The sequence below is a fragment of the Anoxybacillus thermarum genome (assembly GCF_000836725.1).
In the GTDB taxonomy this organism is placed as follows: domain Bacteria; phylum Bacillota; class Bacilli; order Bacillales; family Anoxybacillaceae; genus Anoxybacillus; species Anoxybacillus thermarum.
Genome location: NZ_JXTH01000022.1, coordinates 1 through 23,007 on the forward strand (window position 1 = coordinate 1; position 23,007 = coordinate 23,007).

Sequence of the window (23,007 nt, forward strand, 5' to 3'; positions counted from 1 at the left end):
CGGCGATCAATCGAAAATGGCGGACTCATTCAGATACTTTCAAGAATCACAAACAAAGCGATTTACGTTATTCGCTGCGATCCCTTATCATATGCTTACATATATCGATTTTTCACAAAAACGCGACTTCATCGTATATGAAATGCAGGAAACGTTCCGTGTGCCAGCTGAAATTTGTGAAAGGCGGATGGACTATATCGAAAATAAAATGCTTAGTGCAAAGCTTGCGTCTATTTGTTCATGATTGTTATTTATTATTGTTATTTTTTACCGCATACTATTGACATTAGAATTGAAATTTTAATGCACCTTCGTTCGCTGAAAAAAACGAGAAAAGACGTTTCTTTGCACGACCCGATCGGGCAAGATCGCGACGGAAATGAAATTAGTCTACTCGATGTATTAAAATCAGAAGATGAAGAAATTATCGACATGATTGAAAAAAATAATGAGCTTGAACATATCGCTCAACATTTACACGTCCTCGACGATCGTGAACGACAAGTCATCGTTAGCCGCTTCGGCTTAAACATGCAACCTGAACGCACCCAGCGCGAAATCGCTAAAGACCTTGGCATTTCCCGTAGCTACGTTTCACGCATCGAAAAACGGGCATTAATGAAGCTATATCACGAATGTTATAAGCACGATAAAGGAAAAAAAGGATCATGACAAAAAGGTGTCCCAACATCACGGGACACCTTTCATACGCTAAGTTTTCGTTTCTTGCGCATTCGTTTTTCCATATAGTAAACGGGAACAATAACAACTGCCCAAAATGTAAAATGACTAAAAATAACAAGGAGCGGATGACTGCTGCCATGATGTTCTTTATGACGAAACTCCCTTTCTCGAAATTCCGACGGTGCCTTCGTCTCTCCATCTTGAGCTACTTTATGCTCAAATTTCGGTTTCAACGCTTCTTCATTCGGCTTCACATTCACCGCCAGCCATTGCATAGTTCCTGCGAATATCACAATCAAAAACGCGGCAGCCGCAAGCGACTTTTTGTGCCAATGTCCGTCCTTTGTTTTAAACATTTTGCGAAACACGCCTATGATCCATTGCCAATGCAAAGCAATATGCACACCAATCAGTGCAAGCGTCACTTTTGAAAAAATATCATGAAGCTCCCGCAAATCATGATTTTCCCCACCTGAAAAATGCGGAAATACAACTTTTGAAATAAGAATACCGGTCACGATAATAGCTGTCATCGAAAGAAGCAACAATACATTTAACAAAAAGCTGAATCGCACCTTCCCCGAAAACGAACGATTGAATATGTTTTTCACCGTATTGACAACCCATTTGTAGTTTAAACCAATATGAACCAAAACAGCCACACCAATCACTAGCCCTGCCACTTCATGAAACGGCAACCCATTAAACACCCTCGGATTCATTAATAACACAAACGTAATCGCTAACGATACATCTAATATGATTTTTACAATATTTCTTTTCAACATATATCCCCCCTGATTCACCATATCATGTACTGTATACCGTAAGTGTACGAGTGAATGGTGAAAATGAAGTGAAAAAGGGGGATATTCCACTACGTTTAGATAATCGGATAAACTGATGACTGTCATTTTTTAAGCAAAATCACTAAACTACTTTACATCCCTCTGCGTTCAGATGGAACTCTCCTCATAGGTACGATACAAACCAAGAAAGTGTTGATGCATGAAAATATGAAAAATATATACAATTTCATTATGCACACATTTGAAAATTCAGTCAGTAGTCTTTATTCCTTGTTACATCTGCAAAAATCCCGAAAAACAACTTGTCGTCGATCCCCTTAGAATTTTTATTCATCTTTCCATCTGAATTCACGACAAAACATCTTTACAATTATGAGAAAACATTGATACGATAAGTGAAAACGGCGTTTATAGTTTTTTATCAAGCTGGCAAATCTCACATTCCATTTGCATGGACAGTAAAAGCTATCGTCTAAAATACCGAGCTTATCCTCTTTGGCTACTTGCTCAGCCAATGAAATTCACCAATTGATCGCTTGTTTGAAAATGCATATGGGTATTTCTTTTTTCATAACAATATCATTTGCTCAATGATTACATAGTAAAACGGATTTCGATCATATTGATCTACAAATTCGATTAAAATCTTCTTAAACATGCTACATGAGGAGAGAAACGATAATGAAAAGATTAGCTCATTTGGACTTATTGAATGCTTTTTTATCCTTTTATTTCGTTTATCAAGGAATTGCCCACGGCACAGAAAACAAAAGTTTCACGGACATGGTTCTTGTCAACCTTCCGCTTTGGATGTTGTTTGGAAGCAGTGTCCATTTATTCAATACTAAGGGTGGAGGCCCACATCACTATCAACGCTATGCCTTTCTCATGTCCTCATGGATGATCTTTATGATGATCATCCTCGGTTTTGACATCCAAGTTGCTCTAAATATAGGTGGTTTGGAGATTGGAGGCATCATACTTTCTCTTTTTGTCTCTTGGATTTTATCCTTCCGAGCAATGAAAAAACGTTGGAAAGGCATTTTTGCAACGTTGGTCAACTCCTTTTCCATATTTTTATTATTCATACAGGAAAAAGTGAAAGGAGAGAAGGTATACATCCTAGAAAACATGAGGGATGTATATCAATATATTTGGGTAATTCTCATTATAGTTGTTTTGTTGTTAGGATTAATTAACAGCCTCTCCCTAGAAAAAGGAGCAAAACAAGAAACGAAAAAAAGCGAAAAAGAGAAAAGCAAATCTGAAAAAATTCAAAATATGGGCAGAAGATAAATCATATGAAAAACAAAAACTATGTTTTGGATGATTGCCTAAAAACAAGTGAAGCACTTGACAGCATTGCATGTTCTGTTTATCTCCTCCACCATTTCGTTGATGAAAAAACAAACTGTCGTCGATTTCCCAAGGTTTTGAATGATTGAAAGTCGACGACGGTTGTGAATGTTTCGCGCATATGGTTGTATAATTTGTTTACAAAGAAACAGAACAATCAATGTCTTCAGGTAAAATCGTCTTGGCTACTTGTTCTGTACGTAAATGTTTAGGCATGTTCGAAACACGGAGATCTGTATTTTTGATAGATTCAATAACCGTTTTACGAGCAAATCCACCATTACCGAACGTTTCATCACGATGTTCATAAACATATTTATAATACTTCAATAGTTTTTCTTTCGCCTCTTTCGACAAGACATAATCGCGTTTTTTTACGATTTGCTCAGAAATTTGCAGCAATTGTTCCGGTTTATAATCAACAAACTCAAGTTTTAAGTCAAAACGTCTACTTAAGCCTTTATTACTTGCTAAAAACTTTTTCATTTCCTCTGGATATCCGGCTACAATAACTACAAACTGTCCGCGACGATCTTCCATCTCCTTTAATAATACTTCTACCGCCTTATGCCCCGGATCATGTGCTCCATACTGAGTTAATTGATACGCTTCGTCAATGAACAACGTCCCACCAATCGCCTTTTCTACATATTTTGCCATCATCCCCTCAGGTGAGCCGAATGAATTGACGATGTCATCTCTTTTAATCTCAACAAGATCGCCTCTCTCCAAAATACCTAATGCCTCATATATTTTTGCGATCAGCCGAGCTGTTTCTGTTTTCCCTGTTCCAGGATTACCAACTAACATCATATGTAACGACATATCCCTTAAAGATCGATTCGTTTCTCGATAATATCTCACTAGGTCTACTAATTTTTTTATTTCTTTTTTCACTCCTTCTAATCCGATCATCGATTGTAATTGTCCCATTACTTCTTTTAACATTTGTTCATTTATTGGTACATCAAACACTTTTTCATTCTCTTTCGCTAAAACCTTCTCCACATCCTCATATGTTAACGTCAACATGACTTCTTTTGTCCGCAATAATTTTGGCATTTGGCTGACGCGAAGCATTTGAGCCTTGCTTATTTCGTCTACATAATTTCGTACTGTACGTGCGTTTGAAAAAAAGCGGTCCCTCTTACGCCATAAGCGAATAAATTCCTCTTTCAATAGTGTAAGGGCTTCTTCTTGAAAAACGAGCCCCTCATTATCTTTAGCCATCTTCTTCGCTATTTCAATCATTTCATCCGGCGTATAATCTTCAATATGAAAATGAAGCGTAAACCTGCTTTTTAGCCCTGGGTTGCTTTCCAAAAAGTCGTTCATTTCCTCCTCATATCCAGCAACGACGACGACAAACTCTCCTTTTCTATTTTCCATATTTTCCAACAATATTGCAATCGCCTCTTCACCAAAGTCATTAGAGCTTGCCTTCTTATATAGCTCATACGCCTCATCAATAAATAAAACCCCACCCATCGCTTCATCAATTCTTTGTTGTGTCATCGGTGCTGTATGACCGATATATTGACCGACTAACCCGGATCGATTTGTTTGCACAACATGCCCATTAGACAACAATCCCATTGCTTTGTATAATTTTCCAAAAAGTTTAGCCACTGTTGTTTTACCTGTCCCTGGATTTCCTGTTAAAACAATATGACCTGCTACAACTTGATTGTTTTTCCCAGTGAAAGCAGCTCTCTCTCTTATGACTTCTGTTTGTATCATCGTTTCTCGAATATGTCTCTTTATATTGTTCATCCCAACTAAACTATTTAGTTCCGATAATATTTCTAACAAATTCGGATCCGTAATCGTTTCATCAGTAAATTCCCGACTACTTTCTGTTGTTTTTGAGAGAGGTTCATGCCCAAAAAATTGTTTGAACAGGTCTTTAGAAAAGTCTGTATCACTCTTAATATTTTCGCTATTCTCCTCAATCATCTCACTATCTGTTGCACAGCGTATATTCTCTCTTCCGTTGTTAGTCATATGTACACTTTGAATATACACTTCTGAATATTCTTCTATTTCAATTCCGTACTTTTTATTTTCATATATATCGCATCGCTTTAAAATCAATTCACTACCATCCGTCACTTTTATTCCACTTTCCTCATGATAACCAATGCGACAACTTTCTATTTTTCCTTGCGCATTTCCATACACAATGATCCCTATTCCTTTTGAGCGTTCAAACGTACAGTTTTGAAAATGAGGATCGCTTGCCCAACGGATGAGCACATCGGATTGATGCTGATGTTGAAATGTGCAATCATCTATTGTCCCTTCCCCATGCTCAGCAAAATCTATACCAAAAAGATTATTGTAAAAGTTCGTATGGGACAATTTTACTTTTGAATATTTTTCTATAAATAACGCCTTGTCTTGATGATCTTCAAACTGCGAATGTTGGATTTCGATAAATGCTCGTTCAGCCCCCCAAACCCCGACATTCGAGCGAGCAAACGTACAGTTTTTAATAATTATTTCAGAATCTTTTATATTTTTTACACTATATTTCTCCTGTTTATCAAACTTACAATCCTTTATCGTTCCTGCTGAACGGTCTACAAAAACGATTCCTTCTCCTCCGTTATGAAATTCGGAAAAAGCAATATATACATCTGTTGAGCGATTGACATATACATGTCCTTTATTATTGTCATATATTTTTCCGTGTTTCATGTCTAATTTCGAATCTTCTTCAATTCGAATCCCGTATCCTTGGTCGCCAAACAATTGTGTTCGTTCACCAATAACAACAATTGATTTTTGTATCGCTTGTACGCCATAAGAATTGTTATTATAAATTTCGCACTGTTTAAATGTTACACATCCACCTTTCACAACTTTTACTCCGCCATCTTTTCCGTTGTAAATATGACTATGAATAAACGTTGCTTCGGAACCAATATCGCCAATCCAAACATTTGGATATCCGTTATTATGAATGTGTACATGTTCAAAAGTCGCTTTACCGCCATTTTCAATAACTACGCCGTTCGTTCCATGACTATGAATTCGACTATCGCGAACATATAGCTGGCTTTTGTTAATAAATATTCCTGGATTTTCAGTTTTGAAGATTTCACAGTCTTCCAATGTCACTTTACATCCATTTTGAGCAAGTATAGCATGTTGTTTAGTTCCATATATTTTACATCTACGTAAAATAACTTCTGTTCCTTCATTTAACACATGTATCCCAACACCATAGTTTGATTTAATTACACAATCTTCAATAATGAGCTTGCCCTTTAATACTAAAATAGCTGCACAATGTTTTTTCATTGCTGAGGAATGCGAAATGGTGAGGTTTCTCAATTTAACGAAATATGTATTCATTCGGATACCGACTTCATCCGATAAGTTGAGTTCAATCGATCCTTCTGGTCCTTCTCCACAAATTTCAACACTTCTGCTTAGTACGATTGGATGTTTGTAGCTTCCTGGTTGAACAATAATCTCTTTCACATGTTCGTTTTCAGCGATAACTTTATTAATGTTTCTATATTTTGAAAACAAACTACGTGACACAACGACGCGATCCATCATGACATTCTTTCCCCCCTTTGCCTTCTGCCAAGTTGTTTATATACTTTTTTACTTCCTAATTTATATTCATACGTTGGCCACAAAAGGATGTATTCAATTTAAATACCATAACAATGTTACATAGAAATATATAGTATAAAAACAGTTTATCCGTATATTAAAACATATACTTGAAATCATCATACAGAACTACATCGTGAAAAATCAATATTTTCTTTGAATAAAAATAATGATGAATATGAATGCTGTTGAGGGAGTCATCATAAGGACATTTATTGCGGAACCTTTACGTGAACAAGTGGGGCTAGTACCCCACTCTCTAATCATAAACACACTTCCATTTCTCGCATAATTTCATGGCATATTCGCTTAAACAATTACATCTTTAAACGGTTCATATTCAAACGGTTCGCCTCTTACAACCTTATTACGATATGCCGACATAGTTAGCTCATATATGCGTAGTGAATCAGATCGTCCAACGTATACTTCTGCACCAGACAGCATACGTTGAAAATCAGCATCATGCAAATACGCTTCAAATACGCTTTTTTGTACACGTACCCCAAAGTTACATAACCATTTCGCAAGTTTGGTACGTCTTTTTGTATCCTCAATATCATAACAAACGATATAAAACTTTTTCCGTCGCTTGTCGGAAAGCATTCTCATCCCCCTCCAACATAGACTTTTCCAATCCATCGACAACCGTTTCGATCTGTTTTCGTAGCGCACACTTTTCTTGCCATTGCTGATATAGATGAAGAAACTTTTGTCGTCCTTCTTTCGTAAAGTACACCCCAGCGTGTGAATCCAAATAAAAATCTTTTGCTTGAATTTGTTTTCGACGGGCCAACATAATTAACCATCGATCCACAAAAATTGGCCGAAACATTTCCATCGTATCAAGTGCTAAACTTACTCTTCCGTAACGGATACTATGATACACTCCAAGCATGACATCAAAGCCGTATGATTCTAAAACGCTATGAGTTTCATTCAATAATAAAGTATAAGAGAAATTTAGGGCACTATTCATTCCGTTAAGAGCAGGACGGCGCGAACGGCGTTCAAAAGGAAAATCACTTGGAAGCAAATGATCCCAGCATGAAAAATACACACGTGCTGCATTCCCTTCAATCCCCCGTAAAACAGAAACAGAGCCTGCTTCTTTTGCGTCATTTATCGCCTTGTCTAATTGTGAAATAGACTCGCTGAACTTTTCACTAGAAGATGGAACCCCTCTTCGACGTTGCTGTAATACGTGGCGCTGCCCATCAATTTTCAAAACGACGATTTGTTTTGAAAGCTCAAGCAAAAACTGCTTATTAGACCAATGGGTCATTTGCGCCATTTTCGTGTATAAGTTTTGAGAGGTAGTCGATTGCAATTTTCCTCTGTATATGCCGTTCATCGTAAAATAGCAAACATCGATGCCAGACATTAAAAATTGGTGCACGACTTGCGTTGTCATTTGGATATTTCCAAACAACAACACTCTCGATATATCACGAAAATGCTTTTCAACAACTGTTTTCTTATTGAGAGAAACAATTAACCTCTCTCCACTCTTTTTTAACAACGCTCCTTGTTCCATTACATAAAGCGTACTCAAAGTTCAATCACCCAACAGTCCTTATTGTCAATACTTTTTCTCACAAGGTATCCTTGCTCAATTTCAATACGATCTGTTCCTAACTCATCAAATATGCATTTTAATTGATGTTCTATTTTTTTAAGCTTTTCACTAATACCTCGCTGATGCTTTCGTAATTGAATCATTTTTTGCACGAGCTCATTTATTTCTCGACAGGAAGTTGATTCATGTGTCGAGACATTACCACTTTCATTTCGTTCTAAACTGACCGATTGAATGGTGCGAACTTTGTCGTCAATCGGTGCTCCAAAAGCCCGTGCATGTAATATCGGCGAAGGATATTCTCCTTTCTTTAGTTGAAATTGGCAATGACAAGGCAATCGAGCCGTTACATTCGGGAAATTTTCTCGTATTCTGACACAGCTAATTGATTTAGTATAGCTGCGACGGATAAACTTTTCAGTCGTGTTTTTATTATAATTAAACGTATATGACATAACCCGACGAACGAAATCCTTTCCATCGATTCCGAGAGGAGCAAATACATGAAGAAGCAGCAATCTCTCTTGATGACTCAAATGATTTGTTTGCTTTGCTTTTTCGACCATATGTTTCACAACTGGACAGCCGTGTAAAACAGCTCCTATTTCTTTCGTTAAATCGCTCCCAACCACCATTCTTTCATGGTCATATATTTGCACAAAACGAATTATTGATTGTTTATCAACGAGTTGTAAATGTTCAATCACTTTCATTTGGTCTTCTTCTACTTTTCCCTGTTCATTTAAAAACCACGATTGTCGACCAGTGATCGTATGTTTTCCCCATGGCAGCTTGATCGCTTGGCCTGTTGCCCCCTCTTTTAGTTTCTTTTGTTTAGGGAACAATTCCCATGCAATTCCTTCCCTCGGTTGTTCCGCCTCATTTGTGATTTTCACTAAAAAATCGTATGCTATTTTCAACGGAACTGGTTCTGCAAAGAAAAACCACAGATGATATCCTCGAAAACCGCTATCTACAAGATAAGCAGGGAATCCATGTTTTTTTGCAATGTTATAAAGGGTCACTGCATCTCGAAACGCTTCCATCCGTTTATTTTCAAACTGTGTGTTATTTTCGTTCTCAAGTACTTGCAACTCCCGTTTGGTGATGTCGATATCAATGACAGCATAAGCAACTGTTTTATTTGAACGAATGATGTATTGGGCTATCGTGAGCTCCCCACAATAATGTTTCTCTACGTCCTCGACCGTCAACGGACGACTAACTTCAACAAACGTTCTTTTGTTCTGTTCATTCTTCTCAACTAAAAAACAATCCTCTTTTCCAGCAAACAAATACAAAAACTTTGCGAAAATATTCTCCTCTTCTCTAACAAATTGAACGTCCGCCACATTTTTAGAAGAAATGAGTGGAGGAGTAGGATCGTGAAAAAGTTTTGCTAGGGAGAATAGCTGTTCATGAATAAGCCATTCTGTCAGTTCGATATAATGTTCTTCTTCAGGATATGCTATACATGTGTTTAACAAGTTCAAAAGTGTTTGAACTTGTTCGGGAGATAGTGAGTAATTTTTCATGAAGTTTTTAGAATGTTCGGGAATGTGATGAGTCATAGATGTGAGTAAAGCAACCCAATACCATTGATCTTTTTCACGTCCTAACAATGTTGCAAACACGATTAGTCGTTGGAGATGCCACTCGGTAAGGGATGTATTTGCTAATTTTGAAAGAACGCGATGATATGTATCATATAGCGTGGAATGATCTTTCTCTAATTCTGGTGCCAAAAGTAATATTTCTATTTCATCTAGTGTGTCCCATGAAATGAAATCATAATATTGTAGCCAACCCCTTAAAATTTGTTCGTATTTTATCACTTTTTCTCCAAATGGGAGAGACTTCGCTTGACTTAACTTCTGTTTCAACGATTCAATTCCTTTTTCAGGAATTTTTCTTCCTTCTTCATCAAACTGAAATCCTAAAAACTCAAATGTTTCAGAAATATGTTTGACAGCTGTTTTATCTGGATGAACATTCAACTTTAACATCGCCAGTGCTTGTTTCATCGCTTCGATTCGATACGCTGCCAAATCTCTTGTTCGATCGAGAATAACAATATCGTCTGAAAACCGAATATAAGGCACCCCATTCGCAGACATATATTCATCAAACGAATGAAGATAAATATTTGCAAGTAAAGGAGAAAGAGGACTTCCTTGCACAATTCCTCGATCTTGCAGGCTGTATAAAAAGATGATGAAAGAAATTTGGTCTTCATCTTTTACGAATTGGCGCAACTGTTGCGCGAGAATCGTATGATCAATTTCATCAAAAAAATTGCGAATATCTGTTTCTCCTACCCACTCATATCCTTGATTCAACCAATGTTCCAATTGTGCTACCGCTTGTGTTGCAGATTTTTTAGGTTGATAAGCAAAACTGTACTTGCTGAATTTCGGAAGACATAACGGTTCAAGCCAACATTTCACTAGCATATGGACATAACGATCTTCTACTGTCAAAATACCAATTGTTCTTGATTTTCCATTTTTCTTAATTTGTACTTCTTTCACAGGGGAAGGTTTGTACGAATTAGAAAGAAGTTTTGTTTGTACAGATTCAACCCACTCATTTGGCACAGTAACTTCGTCTATTCGTACTCCATCTACTCCCGCCGCATCAGTTGTCGTTCTCACTAATCTGTCCCATGCTTCGTAAAAAAGACGATGATCAAAAAATACACTCGGTTGACTCATCTTCATTTTTCACCTCTCATTAGGAATATCGCACTATTCTACAAAAAAATACAAATTCCTTCTTTCTTATGCAAAATATTTTAAAAAGTTTTTTCGAATACATTTTCATTGTCAAATGCATTAACATTTATGTAACAAAAAAACCGCCCTTGTATGAAAGGCGGTCAATCCTCTACACGAGGCCCGTTTCATTTTCTCTTTTAACACAACCGTTGCCGCTTTAAAGCAAGTTAATAATTGTGTTAATCCTCTACACGAGGCCCGTTTCATTTTCTCGCTTTTTTCCCTCAAAAAAACTCTGACGGAAAATTCAATGTGTTAATCCTCTACACGAGGCCCGTTTCATTTTCTCATCCTCTGTTAGTGTCTTTTGCCCAGCAGAACCCGGAAATGTGTTAATCCTCTACACGAGGCCCGTTTCATTTTCTCGATGTTTTTCCCTTGTGTGAAAGAAAAACAAATACTTGTGTGTTAATCCTCTACACGAGGCCCGTTTCATTTTCTCGGACTACCTCGATCAAGTAACTCGTAACTTATATGTGTTGTGTTAATCCTCTACACGAGGCCCGTTTCATTTTCTCGCATTGAACTGTCGGAAACACACAGTTCAATGATTATTGTGTGTTAATCCTCTACACGAGGCCCGTTTCATTTTCTCATAAAAACAGAAAAGGAAAAAATAAAAAGAACGGAGGAATGTGTTAATCCTCTACACGAGGCCCGTTTCATTTTCTCGGGAAAACAGGATCGCCCTTCGCAGAACATTATTTGTTGTGTTAATCCTCTACACGAGGCCCGTTTCATTTTCTCAAAGATCGAGCTGGCAACAATGCCGCTTGATCGAATTGTGTTAATCCTCTACACGAGGCCCGTTTCATTTTCTCTTTCATTTGCGGAACCGTTGTGTTCCGCAAGGGAACACATGTGTTAATCCTCTACACGAGGCCCGTTTCATTTTCTCGTTTCATTCACATCATCCGATTGGATGAGACTAGAAGGTGTGTTAATCCTCTACACGAGGCCCGTTTCATTTTCTCTCGTGTTGGAACATTATGAAAACAACGGATGGGACAACTTGTGTTAATCCTCTACACGAGGCCCGTTTCATTTTCTCACAAAAAAAAACAAAAAAAAGAAAAAAGAAAGGGAGAGAAAAAAGTGTTAATCCTCTACACGAGGCCCGTTTCATTTTCTCAAAACAAAAAAAATCTTTTTAATCATCGCTGCAATCATTTGTGCTAATCCTCTACACGAGGCCCGTTTCATTTTCTCATGTGAAGAAGCTCCGTCAAACGGAGCTCTTCCACAAATGTGCTAATCCTCTACACGAGGCCCGTTTCATTTTCTCTCCATCCTCATTCTAGCGTTGTATCTGTAAGAAATCAAGGCCTGTTTTTGTACAAGTTGATTCTAGCTCGAATTTCAATATTTACGTTATGTAAACTTAAATGATCGACTATTTTATTCAAGCAGTCAAGTTGCTCATGTTCAACAATTCCTCTCTCATTTTCTTGCATGTGAGACATTGTACACCCCCTTATCTTTTTTTACTTTTTGAAGGCGTGCATATACTCACAACTAAAGTTTTAATGTTTCATACAGTTGCAATGCCCGTGTCACACCCCCTTCTTTTTTCAATTATGTAAATTATCATTTTATCCCCGAAACGCTTTCTTTTTTTGTAAATTCCTTTGGAATGTCCCCCTCCCCTTTTCTGAAACAGTATGCTAAATTTTTAGTGAATTGTTTCGGAGGGGGAGGACGAGATCGTGATTCAGTTGTATGACTTAGAGATCGATGTGCAAACCTATGCGAATCTAGGGAAACAAAATGCGCTTCCGCCCATCCATCGTTGCCCACATGGTCAGGCGAAACGCAATCTTTATCGTCATGGCTATTAAGAACGAAATGCGTTGGTGGGACAAGAAGCCTACCGGATTTGGATTGCTCGTTATCGGTGCGTGATATGCAAAAAGACGGTGACCGTGCTTTCCACGTTCCTCTTGCCATATTTCCAATACACGATTTGGACAATCATCCACTGGCTCAAGGAACGGCTCTCCTCTCTCTTAGGCAAGGCGAAGAGCTCATCGCAGTTTTTTCCTCTCCGACAAGGAGTAGATTTTTATATACGCCGATTTCTCGCTCATTTACCGTGGCTTCGTTTTTTTTCAAACCAAAGGGAAACAATGAACCACTCGTTCAAGCACAGGAGTGGATGCAAACCATTCAGGGAGTTGGTTTGGAGAAACTCGTCGAAGCGATGCGGAAAGAACAATCGACTCATTTTTTAGCCAATCGATTCGGCGCCTAATTTATTTCTTTTTTAGTTCTATCCCCAAAAAAAGGTTAATCACCACAACATGTACTTGACAAGTGATACGCTTTCCTAAACAAGAATATGCAAAAATCATTGATCTGCTGATTGTTTCTCACAAGCTTCGGTAGCGCGTGTTACAAAAAATGAAGTACAACTTTTGGAAAAGAGACAAAATATAATATTTTTGGTACTATTAGGACAAAAATATCCCCGATCATCCAAATATTATTAGGAATGAAAAGGACTCTATTAGCCGCGAAAAAATCATAGCAATTGTCCATTCGGAAATTGTTCTTGTTTCATTTCTACAAAAACGCACACTCATATCTTCCCAAACCGAAAACAGTTTGTTTTCCAAGGTGAAAATACATTCCTGCATAAATCCACTCAAGAAATGGCTCTAGATCACCTTTGTAGCGAGTCGTTCCAATGAATCCATCGAGACGGATCGATTTTTGCTGTCTCGTTGAAAATCGCTGATTTCGAAACAATTGTAATTCACTTTTCGTCATCACCACATTTTTAGACATTTCGATTAACTCATTCACTTTCTCACGAGAAATATATATATTTTGATGATGAGCAAGCATTGCTTCAATACGCCGTAACAAATTTTGTATGAATAAGGTGAACGGCAAATCTTGTTGTAACTGTCCTTTAATTTGAATTTGACAAGGTGTTTCAAATCTGAGCTCTATTTCACGACAATCCTTATACGCTGCTAACATGTCGATAACACGCTTTCCTGAAATAACCCATGGCTCCGACAATGTACCAGTATCAAAACTAAAAATACGTTTTACCATACCAATCTCATTTCGTGAAGTAACTGACTCAACGACAAACTTTTGTTTACGTTGTCCAATTCCTTTTTCAGATAACTCTAGCACGCTAGCAATAATATACGGAACGTAAGAAACAGCCTCTCCAAAAATACGGACGCCAAATGTGAAACGCTGGTCAGCTGTTATTATTTCTCGTCGATGGATGGGTGTACTAATTACAAATGGCCGAACGTATCCGAAATATATATGTTCCCCTCTAATTTCTTCCATTTGTTCGAATAAACGCGGATAAACACAACACTTCAACCATTTACATTGATGACATGGGTAATCAAGCGATTCATGACATACAATTCGCTTTAACGTATAACCTATTCCTCCCCTTAAAGTAGATGCTGGTAGTAGGGGTAAATCTAATTCCAATATGGGACGGATGACGAATTCTAAATCTACAATCTTAACATCTTCAAGCATGAATGTTCCCTCATTTTTCTGTCAATATGTCATCTTATTACGCTTAGCATACGTTTTCCGCAAATCCGTACTGTTATTCATGGAACTTTTTTTCGATTTATTTTTCACACCACTTTCCTTGACTTCATTATTTAATTCGGAATAACGGTACACCTTTTTATTGCGTGATCCATATGATTTTTTGTTGTCAAATTTATCCCATTCTAATAGTTCATAATACTTATGAAAATTAGCTTCATATCTATTGACTGTTTCCTGTAGCAATTTTCCTTTCAATAATCTATCATACGAATCGGTAACATCCAATTGTAAATAATAACTTTTATCTTTTCTCATAATTCCTTCCACTTCAAAACGTACACGCCCAAGTCCTAATGGCTTCCCCTTACCAATTGCATGATAATACCCTTCTTTCAATTCCAATAGACGAAGGACATCTGCTAGCTCTTCTTTTGTTAATTTAGAAAACTCAATAAAAAAGATATATTGCGTTCCTGGAAAAACAGCATACTCTCTGCTTGTTCTATTATTCAAACGTGCGTTCGGGTTAAAATAATCTCGGTCATTAAATGATGAAATTCTTTTAAAGGAACCGATAATTTTCATCGTATTAGCAACATTTTTCAGACGCCCCGCCAAGTATACTTTCCTGCCTAGGAAGTACTTTTGACCATCGTTGGATGCTCGTAAAGGTGGCTTTTTTCGTGGAGAGTATAGCTGGTTCATTTGAATAAACGCACCATTAAAAGTCTCTTCGATCAATACCGCTTGCGAAAATTTAAGCTTTGAGCCTAGCGCTGAAGGAATTCGTTGTTCAAATTCCTCCGTCTGAGGCTTATTTTTTTCTGACGCTACAAATCCAAATAAATGGGACACAGGACAATGACTATAAATAGTTGAATTTGACATTTTCCATTCTTCTCTTATAAGACGACCATCCTCTTTAAATACTGAAACTGTTCCATTCCATAGTATTTCCGCTGCGTTACGCAATGCTCCACGAATAGACGACCCCGGAATTGTTCGTCCTCGTTCTTTTTGAACAGCATGATCCGTTTCTTTAACTTCTATGAGCGGAGTGATGACCGTCATTTTTACTTTTATAGAACCAGACCAACGTTTTTCATTCTCATTGAATTCAATCGACTTCTTTTCAATTGGAGAAGAGATTGGAATGTAATCATACGGCTGAAATTCACTCACTTAACACTACTCCTTTCCAACGCATAAACTGTCCATACGATTCTGATTTGTAATACTGAATTAACAGCTTCCGATTCGGCCCTATTATCCTTTTGTCTAAGAAAAATGATCGTTGTCCATCTTTCGTAAGAGAAAAGTACTCTCCCTCTATAAGATCCGTACAATCTGTTATAAAAACAATTCGATATTCATTTTCGTTTGAACTTGGTTTAACATGTAGTTCGAACAATTCTCCAAAAATACGCATGGATAAAAACGATTGAGGAATTTCAACGATACGGTGAATATACGGACGCTGTTCAATCGTTTCTATGTACGTAAAAACCTCATAACGATACAATAGATTTATAAAATAGCTTAACTCCTCGCGTGTACATATTTTGGTTAATACTCCTGACCCGCTCATTTGATCACCTTTTCACTCAACATTCTTATCGACTCAACGCCTTGTTTTAGCCATTCAATCCCTTCGTCGAGGTCATTACTTTCCCATACTGTAAAAATCAACTCATCTCTTTTTTGCCAATTCTTATGGATTGGAACATTTACATTGTCAATTGTCTTCACATAATCCCCATCAGTATCATATACAGAAATGATTGTATGAATGTTACGTAGCTTTACATATCCAAATCCTCTCGATGTATTTCCACCGAATGTGATTTGCCCACGCTTCAGTTCACGCAAAAATAAAGCAATAATGCCCAAATGGATAATCTTGGCATTTTCAATTGTAAAACGTACACAAATCCGTTGATTTGGGGCTATACTTTCAAATCGTAATGGACATATCGGGGATTGCTGAAAACGATCGATTGGCGTAATATGCTTCCCAACCTTCGTTTGTTTTGTTCTTTGAATGTAAGCATCAGCAAACCAAATCCGACCCTTCTTTGCTGATTGTTTTTGGTCAGAAGATACGTAACCAAATAAGTCATTCAAAATTTCTTCGCATTGTTCGGAATTGTTCAATACCTCCATTAGCACATAGTATGCGAAAGATCGACACACCCCTCGTAAACTACTACCTGGAATAATGAAAAAACTCTGGTCACTTGTCGTGAGGCTTTTATTGAGTGTTGAACCCTCTTTATTTTCTAAACTCTCCCTATTTTTTTCTTTTCTCCCTCCTATGTACATTGGGGTTTCCGTCAAAAGTTCGACATTCCATTCGATGCGGTGATATAAACGACGATTAGGAAGTTGCATTTTTTTCAGCTCCTCTAAATAAATCGTTCAAATAACATTCCAAGGAAATGTTTTCTAAATCATTTTCTTCCCCTAATAACATATTTAATACCTTTTCATGATTATTTGAGGAAAAATCCACTATTGTTACATGGCCTGAAATATACTCTAATTCTCCTAAACCACGAGCTTGTAGTCCACCAAGTCGGATGTAGTTTTTTGATAATTGCAAAAGTGCAACTCCAAGTACTTTCTCATTTTCTTTCGTCATATTTTCCGCTTCGATACGCATTGTAAATGTTTGCCCTGCTTCAACATATTCATAGTCGAATTTAGCTTTTCCACTAACAACATTCATTTCACGATCAATTTGTATACCGTCTCGCACCATTGTTTTATCTTGCAACACTACATTCGGGACATATACCTTTGATGCAATTGCTCCCATCCCATATGTGCGACAAATTGGACAAATGCGTTGATAAATTTTTTGAAATGCTTCCTCTTCACTATGTTTTTCAAGTGTATCAGCGATTATTTGTTTTAATTTTATCGTGCATGAATCATTTTTCTCTAAGAAACAAACTTTTGTATCATCAATAATGTGATATAGTTTTTCGCTCGCGCTCCGCAACATCCCCTTAATTGATGAACCAGGAATATAGGGGAAACCCTCTCTTGTACGGACAATCGGTAAGTCCGTATCTGTATTGCTGTCATAGCCTCCACCAATATGAAGTGGTGTTTTTAGTCGTAAATGAATAGTAAATACCTGTTTCTTTTCAAGTCTTACAAAACTTGGTGATACCACGTCATACTCCTCCCTCTCACGCATAGTGATATATATCGTAATACCCGATTATATAACGTAAAAAATCTTTCGTTTTTTCACCTGCCTTTTTATACCCATACAACTCTTTCCATTCGTTAACAATATTCCGTAAATGTTGACCAACGGCTTCATTTTTGCTGTCAAATTCTATTTTACTTTTCCAACCATTTCTTGCTCTACGTTTTAATCTTTTTTCAATATAACAATCTAACTTTTGATCACAAATTTGCTCCACAATCTCCTCAGCAGTATATTGTTGAAGTTCATAAAGCTGAGATTTTTTAATAATCGACCTTATTTTTTCAGCAAATTGTTGCGCTTTTTCAAGTACTTCATTGTTGTCAAATTCTACAGTTTGTGAATTTATTGAAACTGAACGAGAATCAGTCGCTTTTTCAAACACTCGATTATTATGAAACTTCATTTCTATTGTGCTCTCATCAAGATTCAGTTCTTTACCGAAGCAACCACTTACAACAACTTGTCCAAATCCCTCTTCGATTCTTTCCCCTACTCCGTTTTCTTCTAAGAGAAGAAGCAAATCTATGATTGCCTCCTTTTCCTCGGTTGTTAAATTAGTGAATTTTAGCAAATGGATTGTTCCAGGGTTTAATACCCACTCTGCTTGTTTAGGTGTGTTCCACGCACTGTTCCAGCCATGACGCACAGAGCTTGTTCCCCAGCTAACAACAAGTTCTCCTTTTTGATCGAATAGCTTTTGAAGCGTCTTGTTTTCATCAATTTTTCTACAAATATGCGTTTCCCAGTCGATCTCTGTTGTATAACGCAAAAAACGATCAAGCAAAATCATCGGAGATATAGAAATAAGGGCGACGTACCATGTTCCATTTACAAATTCTTGGTTACCAAGTTCCCTATTATATTTTTCAATTCTCTTAAGCAAGTCTTGACTCATTTGATTTTTATTCGACTTGATCTCCTGAAATATTATCTTTACTTTTCCATAACCACTAGATCGTTTTTTTCCAATATAACATGTAAATGAAATATCGTCTCCTTGGCCTTTTTCATTCAATAACTGTAATGCCTCACGCGGGAGCGTAACACGTGTTGTAAATAAACTCCCCTCAGCAATAGCGCTTAATGAATACAGTCGACCGTGACGCACTGCATTTCGGGTTGGACTAATCGAAATGCTAACAGCTTGGTTAATCACAAGATGATCATTAAAAAAACCTTGTTCACTTGGCAATAGTGAGTCGTTTTTGTGCTTGAGGAAGTTGGTAAGTGGATGACGGATATAGTCTGATAAAACACTTTTCTTTTCTTGTGTTTGTTTACTATAGAACAAATCAGCTGTCACTAACTTCGTTCCTTTTGATAAAGCATCTCTCCATATTCCCTTTTGAAACAGCTGATGTGTAAGTGCATGGTCAAAACCAACTCGGTTTTTCCATTCTTCAGCAATCGCCCCCCGAAGCGTGCTCCCTGGAATGATGAGCGTTGTATCCCAATGTGCTTCGCGATCGGGCATAGCCGCAATCGATATCGGTTGCAGCGCCTCAATAATTACATTCCATTTTTCCATAGCAATCTCTCCTAAATAAGCAGTTGCTTAATTTTTTCTTTTATTGTCCCTTCATCGAAAACATTCGTTCCTATTTTTAGCGATAGAATTTTTGTTTCTCCCTTGCCAAAACCAATTGATCTGCTACCACCGAAAGAATTAGTATTTAAAATGGCTAGTAAAAAAAAAGCTAATTCTTTAGTTATACTCGTTTCTTTTTCTAATGCAACATATCCTTCAACCGTTCCGTAAAAGCATTTCCCCGTTTTTAACGTTGCGAATTCTTGAATACGCAATGTTTTAGGTTTCGCAGCTTTTCTGAAGCGATCGATAGTAGTGGAAGTTTTTGTATCTAGCAACGCATCGTCTTCTTTCAAAAGTAACAAGTCTGAGAAACGTGCCCACCCTTCCATACCACTTTCTCCAAAAATTTTCCTTTCTGCATGTGCATCTATGTGTGGAAACATATTAATTAATCGTTCGAAAGTATGGCGTATTCTTCCTTTCGCTGTTGTTGCTGGTATAGTAATTTTCTCTCGATGTGCACTGTCTACTCTCGTACGATAAGCATTATCAATAATCCCATACTTTCCATGACCTGCTCCGATACAAACAGCAAAATCTGGTTTAAATGAATAACAAATCTCTACCTTATACTTCCTATTCATTGCTTATTCCCTCCATGGGAGTTATGTCGTATAGATCAAACAAATCTAGAAGAGGCGAAAAAACAACGTCATTATAAGTGAGTGGAAATGGCGTTTCTTTAAATTTTTCGTTCCAGTCATCCAAAATACTTTTAATGTCTGCGTCCATACGTGCTCTCCATTTCAACCATTCAAATTGCATTTGATACTCACTATCTTCACGTAAAATTTCATATAAAATTTTCATTTTTGAACGAGGAAATTTGGCATCTTTCAATCTACGAATAACATCCAACAACTTATCTATACTCTCCCCATGTTCACTATCAACCATGTAGCCATTCATACGTACAGATCGTTTGTTTAGCGACATTCCTGTTTTGATTGACGTATTCTCACCATATCTAATTGCCTCGATGCTTTGTACAGTTGAGTTAGTCAGTTTAATGAAATCAATTACACTCTTATCTTCATATTTTCGTTTCGCACTACTCATTAGTTCATAGGACATTTGAAACAAACGATAAAGGGGATAACCCATATGGGCGATAACAACTCCAGCTCCAAGCATCATACGTGAACCAGAAAATTCTCTAGTTGTTAATTCTTCGAATGTCTGAATAAATGTATTCGTGAAAGGAAGGGAAACTTCCCCTGGCATAATAGCCACGAAATCATCTCCGCCTACCATCGCATAATCAACTACATAATCGCTATACTTTTGTTGCGTAAGTACAGCAGATTCTATAATACATTTATGTACCTTTTCACTATACATCTTGTATTCTTTCACAAACTTATCGTCATCTTGTTCATGGAGATTATCCAGTACCGTTTTTCGGAAAAATGATCCTAACTTCTTTCCGTCCGCGTAAACAAATCCAATATAGCTGTTCGTTTGCTTGTCATTTCCTAGTATATCGGCAATTTTTCGAACCCAAGAGCTACCTTCTTCTTTTTGTTCAATTAGCTTCTGATGAATATCCATTAGCCCTATTCCCTCTTGGAACGAGTTAATTCCATTTTTTGATATATTTTTTAAATTTTCGATAATCATATCTACTTGCTTTGCCTTCTTATAGCAACTTAAACATAACATTTTTCGCCCATCAACCATATCGTAATATTTTTCAGCTGGTCTTTTTACACATCCTTCACAACGTTCTACGATCGGAAAAAGAGGGAGTAGAGACATCTCTTTTTTATCCCTCTCCTTTTCTTTCACACGAAGCATCACTTCAGCGCGTTCAAGCCACTTCGCCATGGGCTCATTTTCAAATCGCTCAACAAGTGCCATGGACAGAGCCACTTCGTCTGTATATTGCAAATAAGCTTTTCGCATTTCTTTTTCATATCGTTCCGCATCGTTTTTCGTACAAAATAGAACGCGTGCTTCTCCACCTCCTGTACTTAGTACTATGCCTTTACATTCTCCAGCAATCTTTTTTGTCATATATAAGTTCAAATAATCTAACAGTGCACTCGCACCACGAATAAATTTATAACGCGTATTCGAGAACAGATAAGATACTACATTATTTGTATCGCTTACAACAATATACTTATATCCCACAAAACAGCACCTCTCTCTATATAAATCAAAAAACAAACTGCAAAACGGTTAGAATAATGAACAATAGCACAATTACCTTCCCCAATAAAGAGGATTTTTTCGACATTTTTCGAATATGTTGTGGTCGCAACACAAAAATCAACGCATAAATAATAATAACCAGCATCAGAACAAAGGCGACAGCGTCCAACATTTTCCCAAAACCAGAGGAGCTCGTAATTTCTGCAACCCAACTCAAAGATGATTCACTGTCGCTAGCAATCACTCTGTTCATCCCGAATAATCCCGTTAATCCAGCAAGAACAGTTAATAACTTTAATTCAGCTGACTGGTTTTTATTTTCGTACTCAATTAAGCGTTGATTTAGTTCTTGCATATCTTGTTGCACAGATCGATACAATTCTGTTGTCGCAAATGTATGTTGATAAAACTTCCAAAGCTCTATCCCTTGGATTTCATTTGTAAGTCGATCAAAAATAAAATACTGGTTTAAATTATAATATTGATCAATAACCGCCCTCGCTTTCTTTATCTCCTCTTCATTTTGATCAAACGCTCTCAGTCTTGAAAAAGCACCCAAAATTTCTTGTAATTCTTCACGATAATATAATTGCAGAAGTACTAAAATGAGATAATGATTACAATGATGTTGGTATAAAATATCGCCTACAAAATCCCATTTCTTCTCATCACCTATATAGCACGGAGGATTTTGGGTACTAGCTATCGTTATTGCTGCATAATCGATTGCTGTATAAAACGTTTGTTCATTTGCCCAACGTTGATACGTATGCGTTCGAACAAATTCCTTAATAAACGAATCTGTACCTCCACTTTCTCCTACATAATCGTCTACTGAGAGCAATGTATACAATTCTTTGTCATCCCATTGCTCTTTGGCTGGATCGACTTTTGTGACCATTCCTTGTACGAACGCCATTGGTTCTCGAAGTAAGTGGCTATCCCCCCCATTCTCTTCAAGATGGTCAATTTCATCGGACAAACAACGATTTGCAATAATAAAATGATTCTTCAAATACGGATCTGTATCCAAAAAATCTTGAACATAGTCAAAAAATAAACGCTGTTGTCCGTGCTCTGTACATACCAGTAAATGAGATTGCTCGTCATACTTCAAATGGTTAATACGAATACGATTGACAAATTTTGTCCAATCTCTAACTGTCAACTGTCCATTTTTAAAAGATCCTGATTGAGAATCGAATTGCTGATTTTCACATAGACTTAATCGCACAACTAAAAAATGACTGTTTTGAAGCTGATATAATTCAGTTGCGATCCACTCAAATTTATATGTTGGATAACTACAACCTTTTTGTGACTCGTATGCTTGAAATATTCTCGAGTGCTTTTTTCCTTGATATTGATATACTTTCATTCCAACACTGTCTCTATAGTTTAATCCAGCAAAAAGTACGTGATGTACATTCGGGTGGAAATATTTAACTACTAATTCTTCTTTTAAAACTTTATATTCCTTTGAATAGGAAGATGGGTAGTAATATGACAAGTCTCTCTCAATATTTCTACCATTCAATATATTTTTCCATTCATCACCTAATTGAATGTTTTTATTCCCGTTTTTTTGACGAAGTGAATAAATTAAGTGAATGACATTGTACCCTAATTTTCTATTTTCTAAAGTCATTTCTCTTTTCCTCCCT

At 37.0% G+C, this 23,007-nt stretch carries 17 protein-coding genes, 2 pseudogenes and 1 CRISPR repeat array; of the genes and pseudogenes, 5 read left to right on the top strand and 14 right to left on the bottom strand.

Features of this window, described 5'->3' with window-relative positions:
• Window positions 1-244 (top strand): annotated as a pseudogene (locus LH47_RS06890) (ImmA/IrrE family metallo-endopeptidase); the annotation flags it as partial.
• Window positions 245-285: 41 nt separating this feature from the next.
• Window positions 286-672 (top strand): annotated as a pseudogene (locus LH47_RS06895) (sigma-70 family RNA polymerase sigma factor); the annotation flags it as partial.
• A gap of 32 nt (window positions 673-704) precedes the next feature.
• Here the strand turns inward: LH47_RS06895 and LH47_RS06900 are convergent.
• Window positions 705-1,472 (bottom strand): DUF4405 domain-containing protein, encoded by a 768-nt coding sequence (locus LH47_RS06900; RefSeq protein ID WP_043965947.1) that lies wholly within the window; start codon window positions 1,470-1,472, stop codon window positions 705-707.
• A gap of 702 nt (window positions 1,473-2,174) precedes the next feature.
• On the opposite strand from LH47_RS06900, the gene LH47_RS06905 reads away from it, so the two are divergent.
• Window positions 2,175-2,789, top strand: a complete 615-nt coding sequence (locus tag LH47_RS06905; RefSeq protein ID WP_043965949.1) for a hypothetical protein — start codon at window positions 2,175-2,177, stop codon at window positions 2,787-2,789.
• Between the two features lie 198 nt (window positions 2,790-2,987).
• Here the strand turns inward: LH47_RS06905 and LH47_RS14925 are convergent, their stop codons facing one another.
• The 4 genes from LH47_RS14925 to LH47_RS06925 form a co-directional block, all read right to left on the bottom strand.
• Window positions 2,988-6,419, bottom strand: coding sequence for a right-handed parallel beta-helix repeat-containing protein (locus tag LH47_RS14925; protein ID WP_052585018.1), 3,432 nt, complete (start codon window positions 6,417-6,419; stop codon window positions 2,988-2,990).
• Between the two features lie 369 nt (window positions 6,420-6,788).
• Window positions 6,789-7,091 (bottom strand): CRISPR-associated endonuclease Cas2, encoded by a 303-nt coding sequence (gene cas2 / locus LH47_RS06915; RefSeq protein WP_161792575.1) that lies wholly within the window; start codon window positions 7,089-7,091, stop codon window positions 6,789-6,791.
• Window positions 7,039-8,034 carry a CRISPR-associated endonuclease Cas1 gene (gene cas1, locus LH47_RS06920; protein ID WP_043965951.1) on the bottom strand — a complete coding sequence of 332 codons (996 nt, stop codon included), beginning with the start codon at window positions 8,032-8,034 and terminating at the stop codon, window positions 7,039-7,041. The genes cas2 and cas1 overlap by 53 nt, the downstream gene beginning before the upstream one ends.
• On the bottom strand, window positions 8,031-10,778 hold the full coding sequence (locus tag LH47_RS06925; RefSeq protein ID WP_043965953.1) for a CRISPR-associated primase-polymerase type A1: 2,748 nt from the start codon (window positions 10,776-10,778) through the stop codon (window positions 8,031-8,033). The genes cas1 and LH47_RS06925 overlap by 4 nt, the downstream gene beginning before the upstream one ends.
• A gap of 154 nt (window positions 10,779-10,932) precedes the next feature.
• Window positions 10,933-12,120: direct repeats of the CRISPR family, unit length 38 nt; unit sequence TGTGTTAATCCTCTACACGAGGCCCGTTTCATTTTCTC.
• Window positions 12,121-12,541: 421 nt separating this feature from the next.
• Here LH47_RS06925 and LH47_RS17090 point away from each other — a divergent pair.
• Complete coding sequence (locus LH47_RS17090) at window positions 12,542-12,673, top strand: hypothetical protein (protein WP_268751135.1); 132 nt, start codon at window positions 12,542-12,544, stop codon at window positions 12,671-12,673.
• A gap of 65 nt (window positions 12,674-12,738) precedes the next feature.
• On the top strand, window positions 12,739-13,086 hold the full coding sequence (locus LH47_RS16425; RefSeq protein ID WP_167333772.1) for a hypothetical protein: 348 nt from the start codon (window positions 12,739-12,741) through the stop codon (window positions 13,084-13,086).
• 311 nt (window positions 13,087-13,397) lie between these two features.
• Here LH47_RS16425 and cas6 read toward each other — a convergent pair whose 3' ends face one another.
• The 9 genes from cas6 to LH47_RS06975 are packed head-to-tail and all read right to left on the bottom strand — an operon-like array spanning window position 13,398 to window position 22,991.
• Window positions 13,398-14,351 (bottom strand): CRISPR system precrRNA processing endoribonuclease RAMP protein Cas6, encoded by a 954-nt coding sequence (gene cas6 / locus LH47_RS06935; RefSeq protein ID WP_043965955.1) that lies wholly within the window; start codon window positions 14,349-14,351, stop codon window positions 13,398-13,400.
• A 21-nt stretch (window positions 14,352-14,372) separates the two neighbouring features.
• On the bottom strand, window positions 14,373-15,554 hold the full coding sequence (locus LH47_RS06940) for an RAMP superfamily CRISPR-associated protein (protein WP_043965957.1): 1,182 nt from the start codon (window positions 15,552-15,554) through the stop codon (window positions 14,373-14,375).
• The gene (locus tag LH47_RS06945; RefSeq protein WP_043965958.1) at window positions 15,547-15,960 is read right to left on the bottom strand and encodes a hypothetical protein; all 414 of its coding nucleotides are present in this window, start codon (window positions 15,958-15,960) and stop codon (window positions 15,547-15,549) included. The genes LH47_RS06940 and LH47_RS06945 overlap by 8 nt, the downstream gene beginning before the upstream one ends.
• Window positions 15,957-16,763 (bottom strand): RAMP superfamily CRISPR-associated protein, encoded by an 807-nt coding sequence (locus LH47_RS06950; RefSeq protein WP_043965960.1) that lies wholly within the window; start codon window positions 16,761-16,763, stop codon window positions 15,957-15,959. The genes LH47_RS06945 and LH47_RS06950 overlap by 4 nt, the downstream gene beginning before the upstream one ends.
• Window positions 16,750-17,553 (bottom strand): type III CRISPR-associated RAMP protein Csx7, encoded by an 804-nt coding sequence (gene csx7, locus LH47_RS06955; RefSeq protein WP_161792576.1) that lies wholly within the window; start codon window positions 17,551-17,553, stop codon window positions 16,750-16,752. Before csx7 ends, LH47_RS06950 begins: the two co-directional genes overlap by 14 nt.
• Before the next feature lie 16 nt (window positions 17,554-17,569).
• Entirely contained in the window at window positions 17,570-19,123 is a 1,554-nt protein-coding gene (locus tag LH47_RS06960; RefSeq protein ID WP_043965963.1) for an RAMP superfamily CRISPR-associated protein, read from the bottom strand.
• Window positions 19,124-19,134: 11 nt separating this feature from the next.
• On the bottom strand, window positions 19,135-19,770 hold the full coding sequence (locus LH47_RS06965) for an RAMP superfamily CRISPR-associated protein (RefSeq protein WP_043965965.1): 636 nt from the start codon (window positions 19,768-19,770) through the stop codon (window positions 19,135-19,137).
• Window positions 19,763-21,322: a Cas10/Cmr2 second palm domain-containing protein gene (locus LH47_RS06970; RefSeq protein WP_043965967.1), complete on the bottom strand. Its 1,560-nt coding sequence runs from the start codon at window positions 21,320-21,322 to the stop codon at window positions 19,763-19,765. The genes LH47_RS06965 and LH47_RS06970 overlap by 8 nt, the downstream gene beginning before the upstream one ends.
• A gap of 25 nt (window positions 21,323-21,347) precedes the next feature.
• Entirely contained in the window at window positions 21,348-22,991 is a 1,644-nt protein-coding gene (locus LH47_RS06975; RefSeq protein ID WP_043965969.1) for a hypothetical protein, read from the bottom strand.
• Window positions 22,992-23,007 lie beyond the last annotated feature (16 nt).